Below are 16923 nucleotides of genomic sequence, written 5' to 3'. Positions count from 1 at the left end.
ATCTTCTCGAAACTACTAACTTGCTAACTTTATAACTTCAGCCTAATTCACTACCGTGGCGTTATGATAAACGTTTTGTACGTCGTCACAATCTTCCAACATTGCAATAAATTTATCAAAATTAGCGATAACATCGGCATCAGTAATTTCTATATGCACTTGTGGCACGAAGGTGATTTCGTCAACTTCAAAAATAATACCTTCAAACGCCTCTTCTAATGCTGTTTTTGCTTTGTAATATTCGGTATGTGGAGCAAAAACCGATACTTTGCCATCTTCAACTTCTACATCGGTTACATCAACATCAGCCATCATTAAAGCTTCAAGTACCACTTCATCATCGTCACCACTAAAACCAAGTACAGCTAAATGATCAAACATATGTGCTACACAGCCTGGTGTACCTATTTTTGAATCAGTTTTAGTAAACGGTAAGCGAACATCTTTAATAGTACGATTTGGGTTATCTGTTAAACAGTCAACAATCACCATACAGTTACCTGGGCCATAGCCTTCGTAACGGGCTGTTGCATAATCTTCACCAGCTCCGCCAGCAGCTTTCTCTATCGCTTTTTCGATGACATGTGCTGGTACTTGATCTCGCTTCGCGCGTTCGATTAAGCGTTTTAGCGACTGGTTTACTTCTGGATCAGGTTCACCATTTTTTGCTGCTACGTAAATTTCTTTACCGTACTTAGAATTAACTTTGGTTTTAGCATTGGCTGTTTTCGCCATGGAGCTTTTACGTACTTCAAATGCTCTGCCCATCTTATGCCTCTATTGGAAACTCGATATTGGCAACATTTTAACAATTTGCGCAGTATTGAGCTAGTGATTAAATGACTGCAAAATCACAATTATGACATTTCGCTTAACAGTACTTACGCTTATAAAAGTTAAACAACACGCTATTTAACATAACACTAAAATTCTACTCAAACGGAAGCATTTATAAGTCGAGATTGTCGTGTTTGTCCTAAATTATTTATTAACTTAGGCAATTCAGAAAAATGGTGCAGAATATAATCAGCTTGTTCTGCATATGCAGGAACATCACTCGGTGCATATAAACAAGCACGCATATTGGCATTATGTGCAGCCTGGATATCATAAAGATAATCACCAACATAAAGTATATGTTGCTGATCTATTCCCCATAACGTTGCAATTGCATTCAAAGCACTCGGATCTGGCTTAGGGGGGGCATCACTACGCGTGAGTACAGTTTGAATTGGCAACGGATTATTTTTTAATTTCAGCGCAGTAGCGCGGTCGTAATTACGTGTCACGATTGCCATTGGTATTGCTTGCTCTTTTAAACGCGCGATAGCTTGCGCTACACCGGGTAACAACGTTGCATGTTGAGCATCAATAAGCTCATGCTGATGGACAATATTCATTGCTTCCTCACGCATGTAAGGCGAAGGAAGACCATCAATAAAACTAAGTAGATCATGCTCGTCAGGGCAACCAACTTGAGCTTTGATAAGAGTAAAATCAAGTTCAGATGATACTAAGGTGCCATCTAAATCAAAAATTACCCCAGCTACTTTACTTTGATACATATTCATACCACTCCTTGTATATGATTTAATTTTCATCCAAATTACTTACTTTAAGATAGTTTACGCAATTAGATATGAAAAGGAACATATTCGTATTTAATATAAAAATTAATAAAAAACGCGCACAAAACTACTGTGCGCGTCGGTTGGGGGACTTTTAAATTTGCCTACTTTGTTTGCTCTACCGCTGTATTAGCTGGTTCAAAGCGCGCTTCTAGCCAAGTGTCATCTTGGGTAAAGTGCAGTGTTTTCACTTTGCCTTTACCTTCAACATTAACCATATTCACTTGCGCAGGCCATAAATCGCGCAGCGCGCCGTGACTCATACGGATACCTTTAATATCCTTTGGGATCGGTGCCTCTTGATAAACCCAAAAAAACTTACCATCAACTTGCGCACCCACTTCCTTCAGCACTAGCGGCTCACCATCGAGTGTTTGTAAAGCAACATGTGATTCGATGTAATCTACAAAGCGTTGTTGATCTTCTTTATTACTAATAATATCTGCACCACCGGCAAATAAATGCTCCACAGCATGCTCGGTATCATGTAAATAAAAACGATGCATTAGCTCAATATTACTAGTACGTTTATTAAATAAAACTGTAGTTACTGATGCTTTAAGTTGATGCGCCATCGCTGGCATAGCAACTATAAAAGCAAGAATAATAAGCATAAAACGCATTATTCTTGCTCCTTATCGCTGTCTTTTTCGTCACCTGTTTTTAGCTCAGTTTTAATATCGTGCATGATATCGCGGCTGACTTTGGCTTTACTTTGCTCTTTTTTATACACTTCAATACGTGAAGGGATAATACGACGAGGGTAGTTATTATTTTCAACATCTACGTCTGCAGTTTCCCAACGAGGATCAACCGTTACTGATACCAAAGGCTTGTTCTTATCAGTAATAATAAGTTTTTGCACATGTTTGTGGTTGCGACGCCAGATTTCGGCAGGGATCATACGATCTTCTTTAGTACCGTCTTCATAGCTAAGCTCAAGTAAAATTGGCATTACTAGGCCGCCTAAATTCGAAAATTCAAGCACGTAATAGTTTTTATCTTCTGCAACTGCGCGATCGAGTACTTTACGCTCCCATGGCTCTAAGCCTTTTAAGAATTTATTATACGAGTTGCGCTCTTTGTTAGTAACAGTGAAGCGGTCGTTTTCATCGTAGAAATCAGTTACGTCGGAGTTTTCTTCAACCCATAGCTTTTTAGCTTCAGCCTTATTACGTTCCACAAATAGCGGCATAGGTTTAGCCGCTTCAATATCACGTAGGCGATTAAAATCTATATCAGGGTTTTTAGTATCTAAACGTAATTGATAGACTTTATCGAGCGAGATATCAACATGATCAGTGCTATAGAACCAGCCACGCCAGAACCAATCTAAATCAACACCTGATGCTTCTTCCATGGTACGGAAAAAATCAGCAGGGGTAGGGCGCTTGTACTTCCAACGCTGGGCGTACTCTTTAAACGCAAAATCAAACAACTCACGGCCTAAAATCACTTCACGCAAAATATTCAGTGCGGCCGCAGGTTTGGTATAAGCATTAGGCCCTAAACGCAGTACGCTGTCTGACTGAGTCATTACCGGCACTTGATTTTCAGACTTCATGTAGGCAACAACGTCACGTGGTTCAACCCCCCATGGAATAGTTGGATCCCATTCACGCCCAGCAACACCATCTAAAAAGCTGTTTAAACCTTCATCCATCCAAGTCCATTGGCGCTCATCAGAGTTCACCACCATAGGAAAATAAATATGACCAACCTCGTGGATCACCACGCCAATTAAAAAGCGCTTTTCAGCTTGTGAATAAGTACGCGAACCGTCATCCTGTAACTCAGTTCGAGGGCCATTAAATGTGATCATTGGATATTCCATACCGCCTACTGGACCATTGACTGACTGCGCAACAGGGTATGGATAATCAAATGAAAAGCGTGAATAAACTTCCATTGTATGTACGATTGCTTCGGTCGAATACTTCTTCCATAGATCGCCACCTTCTTTGGGGAAAAATGACATAGCCATCACTAATGGCTGATCATTACCGCCTTGTTGATAACCTTTTGCATCCCACATAAATTTACGCGACGACGCCCATGCAAAGTCACGCACATTTTCAGCTTTAAAGTGCCATGTTTTGGTCTTGTCTGTGCCTTCTTTTTCATTTTCTAAGGCTTCATCTTCAGTAACGATAAATACTGGGCGCTTTGTATTTTTGGCTTGTTCTAAACGGTTTCGCTGAGTACGGGTCAGCACGCTACTAGCATTATCAAGCTTACCCGTTGCAGAGACGATATGATCGGCAGGAACAGTGATCTCAACATCATAATCACCAAATTCTAGCGTAAACTCACCACTGCCTAAAAAGGCTTTATTAGTCCATGCTTCGTAATCTGTATAAGCAGCTAAACGCGGAAACCATTGAGCAAGTAAGAATATGTCGTTGCCATCTTTTTCAAAATGCTCGTAACCAGAGCGAGCGCCAACGGCATCTTCTTCGACGATGTTAAAAGCAAAGTCCATACTGAATTCGGTGTCTTTGCCTGGTTTCAGTGGTTCATTTAAGTCAATACGCATTAGTGTATCAACAACTGTGACTTTTAATTCTTTACCGTTATCATCTTTAACATTAGCAATTGTAAAGCCAAGTTCATTGTCACTCATAAATTGTTGACGACGTAACTGACTTAAACTTAATTTAGTTGCTTTTGGTTGTGGATCTCCCTGTAGGGCAGAGCCGTTAAATGTAGCAGTACGTTCTGCAATAGAGTCGCTTTTAAAAATATTTTGATCGAGTTGCAACCATAAATACTTGAGTGTGTGCGGTGAATTATTTTTATACTCTATGGTTTGACTTGCTGTTAAGCGACGTGCATTTTCATCAAGCTTTACATCGATGTCGTAATTAACATGCTGCTGCCAATATTTTTCACCAGGCTCACCTGCTGCACTACGATAAACATTCGGTGTAGGCAGCACTTCATCAAGTTGGCGAAACTTATCAACATAACTGCCTTTTGTTTGCTCAACTGCAGAAGCCATAACAGTACTTGAGAGAGCTAACGGTAAAAATATAGCCCCTAAAGTTACAACTGCTTTTTTCATAATTAATCCTGTTAATTTTTCGTAAGCATACTTTGTCAAAATAGTCAGATATATTCAATGAAATAGCGATAAACCGCCGCATTTATAGGGTAAAAAATAACTTATTCTTAAATACTGATGATTAACAACAAGGCAATTATTGTAAAGGGGGTTTACAGCAACTTTTGTACGAAATTCAGGCTTAATTAATGCAAGTCTATTACAGTTAACTTTACAGTTTGTAAACACGTTAACCTAAACGATGAGTAGTAAACCCTCTTATCATAGTATTGAATAAGCTAGCTGACAGCTTGCAGGGGTAAACAATGAAATTTTACATTGTAAAAAAAGATAATAGTGTTGCGGTAATTCCAGCTCAGACTGAGCAACTAAATGAATATCAAAAGCGGGGCTTCGAGTTTGTTGAAGTCGTTGCGGCTTGCGATAAAAACGACGCACTCGATCGCTTTCCAAAACATAGTAAAAAACGTAAAAAGTGGCTTGTTTTATGCAGTAGTTTGGTGGTTATAAGCATAACTTTTAGCTTAATTTCGGCTATTTTTGTATTAATGGCTAAATAATGAATTCTTTAGTTGACCTTTATAGTCATTTGTATTTAAAATCGCCCACTTTTTTGATTTGAGGGGGTTAAAAGCATCGCTTTTCTCCTCAAAAGTGTTTCAACATACTAGTAAAATGCGGTGGGCATATGGATTTTTATATCCTAAAAAAACAACAAGAAGTAATTGCAATTCCAGCAGATGAACAAAGTTGTAAACAGTATTTAGATTCAGGTTATTTTTATATTGATAAAGTAGCTGCCTGTAACGAAACGAATGCGTTAAAAGTACTGCAGGCCAAACAAACCAAAGCACTCAAAGTACCATTAGTGCTGGCATTGTTAGCTTTACCCATGGTGATCTTTGCTTGGTATAACCTAACAAGTTAAAGATTCAGCTTGTGCCCTTGCATCTTAATTTAGCTTGGGTATATTGACGCTCTTAACTGTTTTTTAAGAGCGTGACATGAAAGTCTTACATACCTCAGATTGGCATTTAGGCCAACAATTTTACGAACACAATCGCTGCCAAGAGCATCAGGTGTTTTTCAGTTGGCTGATAGACACGCTCATCACACAACAAATAGATCTGCTGTTAGTCGCTGGTGATATTTATCACACAGCTACCCCGCCTGCTAGCAGTGAAAATCAACTCTACCAATTTATAAAAGATGCTAAAAAACACTGCCCTGCATTACAAATAGTGCTTATTGCCGGTAATCATGATTCTGCAAATCGCATAATGGCCGCCCAGCCGCTGCTTGCTCAGTTTGATACTCAGGTCGTAGGCCGTTTTGATGCGAATAGTCCAGCAGATGTGGTACTGCGTTTAAATAGCAACCCTGTAACAGCTCATATCGTTGCAATGCCATTTTTACGTGCCAGTGATGTTAGTTCACTTAGTCACACTGAAAACGGTCACGATTACGCTCAAGGCATAGCTAAGGCGTACCAGCTAAGTATTGAGCATGCGCTCATTGATAAGCCTGCAACAACGCCGCTAATAGTGATGGGGCACTTACATGCCAAGGGCGGCGATATCTCTAGTGATTCTGAGCGAAATTTGATAATTGGCGGAGAAGAATCAGTCACAGCAAACGTGTTTAGCAATCATGCTGATTACGTTGCCCTGGGCCACTTGCATAAAGCGCAAATAGTCGCAAAGTCCGAGACAATCCGCTATAGCGGTACACCAATGCCGATGTCGTTTTCAGAGCGCAACTATAAACACCAAGTATGTGTTGCTGAGTTTACAACCACCACTGATGATACGATTGCAGTGACTGTAAACCCCCTTTACATTCCTCGCCCAACAGAAGTGATTTTATTACCTGAAGGAGAGTGCGTACCTCTTGAACAATTATGCCAACAACTATCGAGCCTAGACCTAAGCCAATATAGCCAAGCTCCGTATGTAAGAGTAAAGCTTAGTGCAGGTGATACCGATACAACTTTTCGAGAGCAAATTGAAAAAGCACTAGAGAACAAAGAAGTGCGCTTTTGTGGCATAGAACGCGTTCGTCAGCAAAATAAAGAGCAGCGTTTAACTGTCTTTGAAGATTTAAGCCAAGTCGAGATGCTCAACCCGCAAATGTTATTAGAGCAAGCGTTTGCCAATAACAAAGACATGGCGGGGCAAGCTGTCCCGGATGAGCTAAAAACCCTTTTAAACGATGTAATAAGCGAACTTGCGGAGCAAGAACAACTATGAAAATAACCGCAGTACGCATCCATAACTTAGCCTCAATTGTTGACGCCGAAATCGACTTTACCAAAGCACCGTTAAGGGATGCTGGTTTATTTGCCATAACGGGCGACACCGGTGCAGGAAAAAGCACTTTTTTAGATGCGATTTGCTTAGCCCTTTATACCAAAACAGCTCGATTAAGAGGTGATAAAGGTAACTTAATAGATTTTAATGGCGACAGTATAAAGTTAAATGACCCACGTAACTTATTACGTAAGGGTAAATGGGAAGGTTTTGCCGAGGTCGATTTTTTAGGCCAAGATAAACAGCTCTATCGCGCGCGCTATACCATTCAAAGAACTCATAAAAAAATAACCGGCAAGTTAAAAGTAGCTGAGCACAGCCTCTATACTTTGCCAGACGAAACGCTAATAGCTGATAAAAGCAACACCATAAAAGAAGTCGAAAGTAAAATAGGGCTCAACTTTGAACAATTCTCGCGGGCGGTATTATTAGCGCAACATGAGTTTGCGGCATTTTTAAAGGCCACGGGTGATGAACGAGCCCAGCTTTTAGAATGCTTAACTGGCACAGATAAATTTAGCTTGATTGGTAAACGTATTTTTGAGCGCCATAAAGAACAGCTAAATAAACTCGAATTGCTCAAAGCCAGTTTAGCCAGTTATACCTTACTCACTGACGAAGAACTTGCCGCGAAAACTCAACTACTTGATGATTTAAAACAGCAAATTGAAGATACTACAAAAACCTTAGCTGGCATCGAGCAGGGTATAAACTGGTATAAGCAAGCCAATAGCTTAGAGCAAGCACTTAATCTAGCACAACAAAATCAACAACAAGCCAGTACAGCGCTTAAAGCCATTGCAACACAAAGTGAACAGGCTAAACAAGCGCAAAGTGCACTGGAAATTAAAGACAATCGCAATCGCTTTAAAAGCTTAACGGCGCAAAATAATGAACTAAATACCAAGGTAAATGATTTAAAGAGTATCGATCATATGGCACTCATTACTGATCTTGCCAGCGCACTTGAAAAGCACAACGAGAGCTTGCAAACGGCGAAACAACAGCAAAAAAGCGCAGAACCAATCATTGCTAAAGCGCGTGAGCTCGACAATCAACTTGCGATGCAAACACAAACAATAACCAGCATTACAAGGCAAAATGAAAAAGAGCAAAAACAACTTACTCATTTACAGCAGCAATTTAAACAAAGCCAAGCAAGCCATCAACAAGCAAAAAAACATTCCGAGCAACATCAGCAATGGCTAACCCAGCATAGTCAACTTAAGCAGCTAGCGAGTGATTGGAATTACTATCAGCATAGCTTTAATCAGTTTTTGCACGCTAAGCAGCAATTTGCAACAACGACTGAGCAAAGTACACAGTTAGCAGCTGAGCTTATACGGCAAAACGAGCAGCTGGAAACACAAACTAAAAAACTGACGCTAAGCGAACAAACACTTTTAAGCGAACAAAAAAAGCTTGATCAACTCAACAAGCAACACGGCCAATTTAATATTGAGCAATGTGATGCCAAACTTAAAAGTATCGATTACTTAAAAGAGCAACGCGAGCGTTACAAACAGTTTAATCAAGAGCTAAAGCAAAGCACGCAACAACAAAGTGTTATTGCAAGCAAACTAAGTCAGGGCGAGCAAACACAAACAACGCTAACCCAAAACCTTGTAACACGAGAACAAACGCTTAAACACAGTGAATACGCACTAAATCAAGCTCGCTTGCGTGCCAGCGAAAGTGTCGAACATTTACGTGCTCAACTTACGCCAAATGAACCTTGTGTGGTATGTGGGGCAACCGAACATCCATTCGCAGATCAGCAATTAACTAACTTAATCGCTGCTTTTGAAAATGACTATAAAACTGCAAAACAGCACTACGAAAATGCCCTAGCAGAGCTTCACTCGCATCAAACTCAGCATGCTGTGCTCGTTGCTGAACACAAACAACACAGCCAAGCGGTACAGACTGCACAGACTAAACAGCTTGAAATAAAACATACCATGCAAGCGGCCCGCACTGAACTTAATGACTTAACCTCAGAGCAATTGGAGGCCAGTTACATTGCGCTCAATGAACAAAAAACACAGTATTATGCAACACAAAAACAACAGCGCAACTTGCAAGAGCAGGTAAACCAACTGCAAAGTATCTTTAAAAATGAGCAGCAAGCTCAACAACAGTTACATACACGCCACCTTGAACTAAGCAATCAACAAAGCCAGCTCAATAGCAAGCTAAGTGAGCTAAGCACACAAATTAATGAGCTAACCGCGACCCTTGGTTCACAATTTCAAGAGGCTCAATTTTGGCAACAACTACAAAATAATACACTTGATTTAACTGAGTTAAACCAGCAAGTTGAGCAATATCAGCACAACCAAGAGCAGCTTGAGCAAGCGCAAAAACAACTCGATAGCGCTGACCAACAGATGCAGCAGTTTACACCGCTGATCAGTGATGCTGAGCTAATCTTAAAAAACCTAAATGATGATTTAGCCAAAGCACAGCAACAACATAGTAGCTCGCAAAGTGAGCGCTTAGCGCTATTTAATAATGAACACATTAGTGCTGACGACTACCAAACGAAGCTAGCTGCTCAACAAGAGCAATGCCAAGCACAGCTTCAGCACAGCCAAAAAGCGCACGATAACGCGATAAAACAACGCGACGAGCACGCGATAACGCTGCAAGGCCTCGAGCAACGGCTACTTGAAAATACGCAAGAACAAGCCGACCTCGATACTCGCTATAATCAATGGTTTGCTGAATTTAAAAGCCGCTACAGCGATGCAAGCCACGAACAGGTCGCAATTTTACTAACACTAAGTAGCGATGAAATTAAAACGCATTTAAAGCAACATGAACAATTAGCGCAAGCTTTAATAGATGAAAATGCCGCGTTAAAGCAGCACAAACACGCTTACCTACAGCATCAAAACAGCAATAAACCTAAGCAAAGCCATGCTGAGCTTATTCAACAGTTAGCCAATTTAAACGATCAGCAAGCTGCGCAGCACAAAGCACAGCTTGCAACCAATACTGTACTTGAACAGCACAATCAAAACCGTCAGGCGCTGCAAGGCAAACAAAATGAATTGGCAACCTTGCAAAAACACGTCGAGCAATGGCATGTACTTAATAAAGTGTTGGGTGATGCAACGGGTAAAACCATGCGTAACTTAGCACAAACGCAAACGCTAAAAATATTATTACACTATGCAAACAGCCACTTACGAACGTTAAACAAACGCTATGAACTTACAGCTATTGAACAAACCTTGGATATCGCCATTGTTGATAAGGACATGGCTGATGAGCAACGTTCAGTTAATACCTTATCCGGCGGCGAGTCGTTTTTAGTCTCGTTGGCACTTGCGCTGGGCCTTGCATCTTTGTCATCCAATAAAGTAAGTATTAACTCTTTGTTTATTGACGAAGGCTTTGGTACGTTAGACAGTGAAACATTAAGCATTGCCATGGATGCACTTGATTCATTACAAGCGCAGGGGCGCAAAGTGGGCGTGATCTCCCATGTATCTCAAATGACAGAACGGGTTGCTACCCAAGTTCATGTCGCCAAGAAACCTGGTGGCTATTCGACTGTTACAATTATTTAAGGAATAGTAATGCCAACATTTACACAAGACGAAGCAACGCAGTATGATTCTCGCATTCCTCGTTTAGTACCGGGGTATGAATTACTGCACAACAGTACCGCAGCGCAACTACAAGCAACGCTCGGCGATGAAGCACATATTTTGGTAATAGGCGCCGGTACCGGTAAAGAAGTCGCCCTCCTTGCTGCCTTGCAGCCTAAATGGCATTTTACTGCACAAGATACCTCACAAGACATGCTCGATATCGCAAAGCAACGATTTGTTGAGCTTGGGATCAGTGAGCGGGTTACTTTACACTTAGGCTCGCCATCCGAACTTAAACAACAAGCGGATGCCGCATTATGCTTATTAGTGATGCACTTTGTGGCAGATAACGGCGATAAAAAAGCCATGTTGCAAGCAATTAGCACACAGCTAAAAGCACATGGGCAATTATATTTAGCCGATTTAATGCGTCCAGAAACACTTTTTGAGCGTGATGCCCAATTGATACTCAGCAAACAATTAGGCTTAACTGAAACAGGGGTAGAGCGCATGCAGCATAATTTTGAGCATGAGTTTTTCCCACTTGATAGAATTCGTCTTGCCGACTTACTCGATGAAACAGGCTTCAATAGTGGCAAGTTGTATTTTAAAACACTTGGTTTTAGTGGTTATGTGGCACAAAAACGCTAAACGTAAACTAATAATTTACCTTTCACAATGCTGTATTACTTCCTAGACATGCATTAAAGCATTTTTAAAACCGTTTACCCAACGCTGGTTAACGGTTTTAATATTGACACTTTATTTTTCAATATCTTACCCTAACCAAATAGACTCGTATTAGGTCTAATAAAACCACCATTACTTGGGATTGTGTATCATCCCACTAACAACAATGTACTGACACACTTAGAATCAATAATAATTTTTTCATGTGCTTTTAAGCCAAATATAAGCTTTTAACGGTTACCGTCTTATTTGGTTGTACCTATAAAGTTTGCAATAACAAAAAATAATGGTAGGCTGTAAGTTCATCTTTTACAGGACGTAACTAATGAAAAAATGGATTTTTATATTAATCTCCCTCAGTTTCAGCCCGCTATGTACTGCATCCGCTGTTTACTCCCCTTTGACACAACCGCAATTAGAACAACCTGACACAACACTATTAACTCGACTAGCTGATTTTTGTAATCGCAGAGAAAACATCACAACATCAACCGATAAAGACAGCTTCACGAATATAATTGAATCACCAATAACAGCTGGTTTTTATCTACACTCATATAACAACACGGCAAAACAGACTGCATGGCGCAATTTTTATGAGTTGCCAGCGCGCTGTAAAACTAAAGAAAACGCCACCATTAATGCACTTTGGTGTACTGAGCATCAGCGCAAAAAACGCCAACAGTTTGAATTACAATGGCAAACAGCGGGCAACTTACAACGTGCCGAAGTACAACCTAATGATCATGTCTATGAAATCATCCTACCCAGAAAAGGCATGCAATCGATTAGTTTAGCTACTAAAAACGTAAAGTCACTCCCCCAAACAAGCTTATTACAACATGCTTCTTCATTAATGGGGATTGTCTGTATTTGTTTGTTTATTACCGTTTTGATTTTATTTTTTAGTTGGCGACATGCTAAAAGGGTGAAGCGGTTCGTAATCTTAACTCATACCAATAAAGTAATTTATAGCAGCAAGTAACAGCCCAGAGCAGGCTGCTACTAAACGAAATAGTCTGAGCTTTGGAGAATAAACAACCCCCAGCGACAATTAATAAATTAATCGTCGGTTTTTAACTGTTTTGCACGCTCTTGTGCTGCAATTAATTTGGCTGATTTTGGCACTGTTTTTTTCGGGACAATCGTCGGCTTTTCTTTTGAATTTGGATCCCAAGTAGGGTCGAGTGATAAATTAGCAAATGGATTAGCTTTACTCTGATTTGGATCTGCTACAGATGCGCCAGATATATCATCTCTTTCATCTTGCTCTGATGCACTATGCTGCTCTGCTGCTAATTCATCGTTTAATGCAGCAAGCGCCTGTGCTATTTCATCATCACTGTCAGTTACCGTTAAAGTATCAGCTTGTGGTTGAACATCCACGGTCGTTGATAGCTCAACTTCCCTCATTTGCGAAAGGCCTGATGTGAGCACTTGGCCACTACTATTAACAGCATCCGAATGGACAATTTCATTTGCTACTTCATTCGTTGCGCAATGAATAACGTTTTCATCATCCATTTTAGGTAATTGCTCAGCTTCGCTATCGAGCTCTGTTGTGGTCGTTTGGTGTGGTTCTAAATTAGTTTCAAGATCAGCTTCAACATTTATCGTCGCAGACTTTATGACATCTTTAGGTTGTTGTGGTTTCTGACCTGGTAATGGCGCATCAGGATCAAACATACGCACTTCAGGCTCTTTAAAATCATGCTCATTTTTAAAAAGCCGCTGCGTTAGCTCAACTTTTACGTTTACATCGTCTGCACTTATCACTTCAGTTTGTGGAGTTGCAATGACTACTTGCTCTGCTATAACCGCTTTTTTTGGCGCAACAGTGGATTCGCTTGCTGCGTGCTCAGCCTTTGCGGGGGTTAATTTTGATACAGCGGCTTCTGTACTTGAAGCCTCATCAGTTGCAGGAATTAGCGATACAGTTTCAACTGCTGCTTTTTTGTTAGCCCGTAAGCGCAGCAGCAACATTGCAGCTAATAATAAAACTACTAACAACAATAAACTTGGCATCAATAACGAATCCGACTCAGTGCGCACTGGTTCTGGGGCTGTTACCTTTATCGTCGCAGGTTCGCTTGTTATTACGGCTTCGGGTGTAGCGTCAACTTCATCATTGTTTTGCCCAAGCGGCTGTTCGACTGTGGTTTCTGCGCTGCTCTTTTGCTCAACTTCAATACTTTGGACATTCTCAACATTTTCAACAATTACAGACGCCTCCCTTTGAACTTCTGCTGGCTCATTTTTGGCTACTGACGAATTGCTGTCAAGGGGGTTTACAGTCGAGTTTTGCGTCTCTAATGTAGATTTTATTTTATTATCAACATGTGTTTTTGGTGCAACCACTACAGGTGTTGGTTTCGCTTGAGACGCTGGAGGTGGGTTACTGCAGTTGTTTTTATAATCTTTTGCCGCATTTCGATAACTACGGCTACTTGTATTATCGCTGTATTGTTGCATTTGTTGTTTGTACAAAATGCACATAGCTTCACTGTATTTAGCAAAGCTATTGAAACTAAAAGTAAATAAAATAAATAAGCAAAGTCGTAATACGTGAGCCATCATAAATCTATTAAACAAAATAACACAATAAACCCAGTTTAATAGTTGTGCGCAAATTTATCTAGCAGTGTGTTTTGCTAATCAATTACCATCAAGGTACGGTATTCATCGTAAGCAAATTGATCTGTCATGCCGCTGATATAATCTTGAATAAATCGACAGCGATAATAAAACTCATAAGCGAGTACATGATCGGGTTCAGCTTGCATCGCTTCAATGGCTTGTAAATAGCTATTTAAATGCTTTTTCGAAAGTTTTTTGAGCAACCGTGTTTCAATTAAGAAGCGACCATCCCCTTTGACCACCCGTTTAAAGTCATCATGACTTAACAGCAGTAATGGCTTATAACAATCAAGTAATCCATTGATAATTCGATAGCCTTGTAATTCAAGTTTACCGACTTCCTTATGTGAAAACACATACTCAAACGCCACTTGTTTCAAAGTGGTGGTTATAGCGTGTAAATGACTGCGGTCTTCTAACAAGGCTTGATTAAAATCACCATGATAAACCGCTTCAATATTATCTATAAAACGTTTGGCCGCATAATTAACCAGAGGGTGGAGTAGAGTTACCCGTAAATAAATAAAAAACTCGCTATTAAAGTTATAAGGTTGCTGAGCGGCCTTATCGAGGGCATAGTTAACTGCTTTTTCAACCACGTGCTGATGCTCTACATCGTCAATGGTAAGATTAGTTAACACTTTTTGATAATGCTGTTTGAGTTTATCGCATAATAACTCAACAGTAATGATGCCCTTTTCTACGGCATCTTCAATATCAGCTAAGCAATATGAAATATCATCAGCCGCTTCCATTATATAACTGGCGGGATGGCGACATTGTGGTTCGATGAATAGCTCTTTTTGCAATCTTTCAACAAAGTTTTTTTCACTGTAGTAAAAGCCTACTTTTTTCATCAAATAATTTTTAGTTCGCGGTATATCTTCTTTAGCCATACTTGCCGGACGCGTGTATTTTAAAATACCAGCCGTTTGGCTATAGGTTAAATTAAGTGATAACAGTGAGTGTACAATACGGATACCTTGCGCATTACCTTCAAAGTTACAAATATCTTGTGCTAAATGTTTAAATATTAAGCCAATTCCCGTGTGTGGATCGGCGCAGCGCTGAGGGGTAAGCGTTGCTAAATTTGCGTTAAACCAGTGATTAATCGCCGCTTCACCAAAATGACCAAACGGTGGATTACCTATATCGTGCATCAAGCAGGCCATTTCAACCAGACTTTCTAGCGGCCTCTCTAACCCTGTTAGGCCATATTCAGCTTGTTGTTTGGCCGTTAAATTCGCAAAGATGCGTTGCACTATAAAACGCCCAACTTGTTGTACTTCGAGAGAGTGAGTTAACCGCGAGCGTACCGCAGCATTACGCTCCAACGGAAACACTTGCGTTTTTTGTTGTAAGCGGCGAATTGCGGCACTATTGATGATACGGCCACGATCGCTTTCTAACGCCATCTGTAAATTAGGGGTTGAGCGCAGCTCACGCGCTGACGTTATTTTTTTGCTGAAATCGATCATAGACGCTCCTTTTATTGTCTACTTTTAATCTAACAGCTTGTTTACTAAATTAATATCCATGACTGCTGTTCGCACATAAATTTATCTATTAATAATTATCACGGTCATAAAATAGCGGTACACTGCATATTAAACATAAGCATATCGTAACGTATTTGTTTATTTTCTGATTACCAATAATGCCCAACAAAGGTAGTAATACAATGAAGCCTATTTTAAGTTTTCTGTTATTAGCATTGCTCATTTATAGCTCTTTTAGCCACGCTAAAGACGATAAAAACTCTGCAAGTAATACCGTAGTACTTGTTTCTCTTGATGGATTCCGCTGGGATTACATCGAAAAACACGGTGCTAAAAATTTAGCCGCAATAGCTAAATCGGGAGTTCGCGCAACTAAAATGCGCCCGGTATATCCGACTAAAACGTTTCCTAATCATATATCTATTATTACAGGTTTATTGCCAATTAATCATGGCGTAGTAGATAACCGCTTTTGCGATACACAAAGAAATGAATGCTATAGCATGGGAAAAGGGAAAGACGACAGCACATGGTTCAACGGTATTCCACTGTGGAATTTGGCGTCGATGCAGGGATTAAAATCAGCCGCTTATTTTTGGCCAGAATCAGATGCGCGATTTAATGGCATGCTGCCGGATTACTTTTACCATTATTCAAAATACAGTGATTATCAAAATCGTGTTGATCAAATTATTCAATGGCTAACATTGCCAGCAGCGCAGCGCCCGCAATTAGTTGTTAGTTATTTTTCACTGGTAGATAGTATGGGCCATGAATATGGGCCTGATGCTGAGCAAACCAAGCAAGCGGTAAAAGAAGTAGATGTATTAATGGGGCAATTACAGCAACGCCTTAATGAACTAGAGCAAAATGTTAACTTAGTGATTGTCTCCGATCATGGTATGAGTACCGTTGAGCCAAACCAAAGTATTGCTATCAGCAGCTTACCGAAAGACGACAAGTTTATGGTTAAAAATACCGGACCTAGAGTATTGATCTATGCTAATAAAGACACTACAAAAGCTGAGATCACAGCATATAAACAACACTTAACGAAAGCAGCAAAAGGGCGCTATACCGTACTAAGTGATGAACAACGTAAGCTTTATCACTATGCTAACAATGGCCGAACTGGTGATATTATTTTACAAACCACAGCACCAAGAAGTTTTGCTGATACCGGTAAAGTAAGCTATTTAGGTACCCATGGCTATGCGTATAGCGAAGATATGGCGGCAACCTTTATTGCCAATGGCCCAGCATTTAAAAATTCATTAGTAATCGATGAAGTAAATAATTTAGATATATATCCACTTATTGCCAAAGTACTGGGAATTAAAGTGCTCAATACAATCGATGGCGATGGTGCAACACTTTGGCCTGCTTTAAACTAACTAAGCTGATCTTTGAGTAATAAATCTATCATAATTAGGTTTGGTTTAATTAAATAATAAAAAGAGCGCAAATGCGCTCAAAAGGGAAAAAACTATGTAC

The 16923-nt window shown here is 40.2% G+C and carries 13 protein-coding genes; 7 read left to right on the top strand and 6 right to left on the bottom strand.

Annotation, left to right across the window (positions count from 1 at the left end):
• Positions 1–42: 42 nt before the first annotated feature.
• The 4 genes from PSR9079_RS02855 to PSR9079_RS02840 form a co-directional block, all read right to left on the bottom strand.
• Positions 43–768 carry a YebC/PmpR family DNA-binding transcriptional regulator gene (locus PSR9079_RS02855; RefSeq protein ID WP_145238859.1) on the bottom strand — a complete coding sequence of 242 codons (726 nt, stop codon included), beginning with the start codon at positions 766–768 and terminating at the stop codon, positions 43–45.
• A gap of 167 nt (positions 769–935) precedes the next feature.
• Positions 936–1571, bottom strand: coding sequence for an HAD family hydrolase (locus tag PSR9079_RS02850; RefSeq protein ID WP_149980351.1), 636 nt, complete (start codon positions 1569–1571; stop codon positions 936–938).
• A 161-nt stretch (positions 1572–1732) separates the two neighbouring features.
• Positions 1733–2251 carry a DUF6702 family protein gene (locus PSR9079_RS02845; protein ID WP_149980350.1) on the bottom strand — a complete coding sequence of 173 codons (519 nt, stop codon included), beginning with the start codon at positions 2249–2251 and terminating at the stop codon, positions 1733–1735.
• Entirely contained in the window at positions 2251–4692 is a 2442-nt protein-coding gene (locus PSR9079_RS02840) for a M1 family metallopeptidase (RefSeq protein WP_149980349.1), read from the bottom strand. The genes PSR9079_RS02845 and PSR9079_RS02840 overlap by 1 nt, the downstream gene beginning before the upstream one ends.
• A 305-nt stretch (positions 4693–4997) precedes the next feature.
• Here PSR9079_RS02840 and PSR9079_RS02835 point away from each other — a divergent pair, with 305 nt between their 5' ends.
• The 6 genes from PSR9079_RS02835 (at position 4998) to PSR9079_RS02810 (ending at position 12278) form a co-directional block, all read left to right on the top strand.
• Positions 4998–5252, top strand: coding sequence for a hypothetical protein (locus PSR9079_RS02835; protein ID WP_149980348.1), 255 nt, complete (start codon positions 4998–5000; stop codon positions 5250–5252).
• A 128-nt stretch (positions 5253–5380) separates the two neighbouring features.
• Positions 5381–5620 carry a hypothetical protein gene (locus PSR9079_RS02830; protein ID WP_145238872.1) on the top strand — a complete coding sequence of 80 codons (240 nt, stop codon included), beginning with the start codon at positions 5381–5383 and terminating at the stop codon, positions 5618–5620.
• A 76-nt stretch (positions 5621–5696) separates the two neighbouring features.
• Positions 5697–6941, top strand: a complete 1245-nt coding sequence (locus tag PSR9079_RS02825; RefSeq protein ID WP_149980347.1) for an exonuclease SbcCD subunit D — start codon at positions 5697–5699, stop codon at positions 6939–6941.
• Positions 6938–10579 carry an AAA family ATPase gene (locus PSR9079_RS02820; RefSeq protein ID WP_149980346.1) on the top strand — a complete coding sequence of 1214 codons (3642 nt, stop codon included), beginning with the start codon at positions 6938–6940 and terminating at the stop codon, positions 10577–10579. The genes PSR9079_RS02825 and PSR9079_RS02820 overlap by 4 nt, the downstream gene beginning before the upstream one ends.
• 9 nt (positions 10580–10588) lie before the next feature.
• Positions 10589–11254 (top strand): class I SAM-dependent methyltransferase, encoded by a 666-nt coding sequence (locus tag PSR9079_RS02815; RefSeq protein WP_149980345.1) that lies wholly within the window; start codon positions 10589–10591, stop codon positions 11252–11254.
• A 364-nt stretch (positions 11255–11618) separates the two neighbouring features.
• A complete protein-coding gene (locus PSR9079_RS02810; RefSeq protein WP_149980344.1) occupies positions 11619–12278 on the top strand; it encodes a hypothetical protein in 660 nt (219 codons plus the stop codon).
• A 77-nt stretch (positions 12279–12355) separates the two neighbouring features.
• Here the strand turns inward: PSR9079_RS02810 and PSR9079_RS02805 are convergent, their stop codons facing one another.
• Positions 12356–13870 (bottom strand): hypothetical protein, encoded by a 1515-nt coding sequence (locus tag PSR9079_RS02805; RefSeq protein ID WP_149980343.1) that lies wholly within the window; start codon positions 13868–13870, stop codon positions 12356–12358.
• Positions 13871–13944: 74 nt separating this feature from the next.
• Complete coding sequence (gene dgt / locus PSR9079_RS02800) at positions 13945–15408, bottom strand: dGTPase (protein ID WP_149980342.1); 1464 nt, start codon at positions 15406–15408, stop codon at positions 13945–13947.
• Positions 15409–15611: 203 nt separating this feature from the next.
• Here dgt and PSR9079_RS02795 point away from each other — a divergent pair, with 203 nt between their 5' ends.
• A complete protein-coding gene (locus PSR9079_RS02795) occupies positions 15612–16823 on the top strand; it encodes an alkaline phosphatase family protein (RefSeq protein WP_149980341.1) in 1212 nt (403 codons plus the stop codon).
• Positions 16824–16923 lie beyond the last annotated feature (100 nt).

The organism is Pseudoalteromonas rhizosphaerae (assembly GCF_902498845.1).
In the GTDB taxonomy this organism is placed as follows: domain Bacteria; phylum Pseudomonadota; class Gammaproteobacteria; order Enterobacterales; family Alteromonadaceae; genus Pseudoalteromonas; species Pseudoalteromonas rhizosphaerae.
Note: the sequence above shows the minus strand (reverse complement) of the source record. Positions and strands in the feature narration are given on the sequence as shown.

Coding starts and splice junctions, on each gene's coding strand:
- PSR9079_RS02840 (WP_149980349.1), bottom strand. CDS start 4,692: ATGAAAAAAGCAGTTGTAACTTTAGGGGCTATATTTTTACCGTTAGCT.
- PSR9079_RS02835 (WP_149980348.1), top strand. CDS start 4,998: ATGAAATTTTACATTGTAAAAAAAGATAATAGTGTTGCGGTAATTCCA.
- dgt (WP_149980342.1), bottom strand. CDS start 15,408: ATGATCGATTTCAGCAAAAAAATAACGTCAGCGCGTGAGCTGCGCTCA.
- PSR9079_RS02795 (WP_149980341.1), top strand. CDS start 15,612: ATGAAGCCTATTTTAAGTTTTCTGTTATTAGCATTGCTCATTTATAGC.
- PSR9079_RS02825 (WP_149980347.1), top strand. CDS start 5,697: ATGAAAGTCTTACATACCTCAGATTGGCATTTAGGCCAACAATTTTAC.
- PSR9079_RS02855 (WP_145238859.1), bottom strand. CDS start 768: ATGGGCAGAGCATTTGAAGTACGTAAAAGCTCCATGGCGAAAACAGCC.
- PSR9079_RS02815 (WP_149980345.1), top strand. CDS start 10,589: ATGCCAACATTTACACAAGACGAAGCAACGCAGTATGATTCTCGCATT.
- PSR9079_RS02845 (WP_149980350.1), bottom strand. CDS start 2,251: ATGCGTTTTATGCTTATTATTCTTGCTTTTATAGTTGCTATGCCAGCG.
- PSR9079_RS02850 (WP_149980351.1), bottom strand. CDS start 1,571: ATGAATATGTATCAAAGTAAAGTAGCTGGGGTAATTTTTGATTTAGAT.
- PSR9079_RS02830 (WP_145238872.1), top strand. CDS start 5,381: ATGGATTTTTATATCCTAAAAAAACAACAAGAAGTAATTGCAATTCCA.
- PSR9079_RS02805 (WP_149980343.1), bottom strand. CDS start 13,870: ATGATGGCTCACGTATTACGACTTTGCTTATTTATTTTATTTACTTTT.
- PSR9079_RS02810 (WP_149980344.1), top strand. CDS start 11,619: ATGAAAAAATGGATTTTTATATTAATCTCCCTCAGTTTCAGCCCGCTA.
- PSR9079_RS02820 (WP_149980346.1), top strand. CDS start 6,938: ATGAAAATAACCGCAGTACGCATCCATAACTTAGCCTCAATTGTTGAC.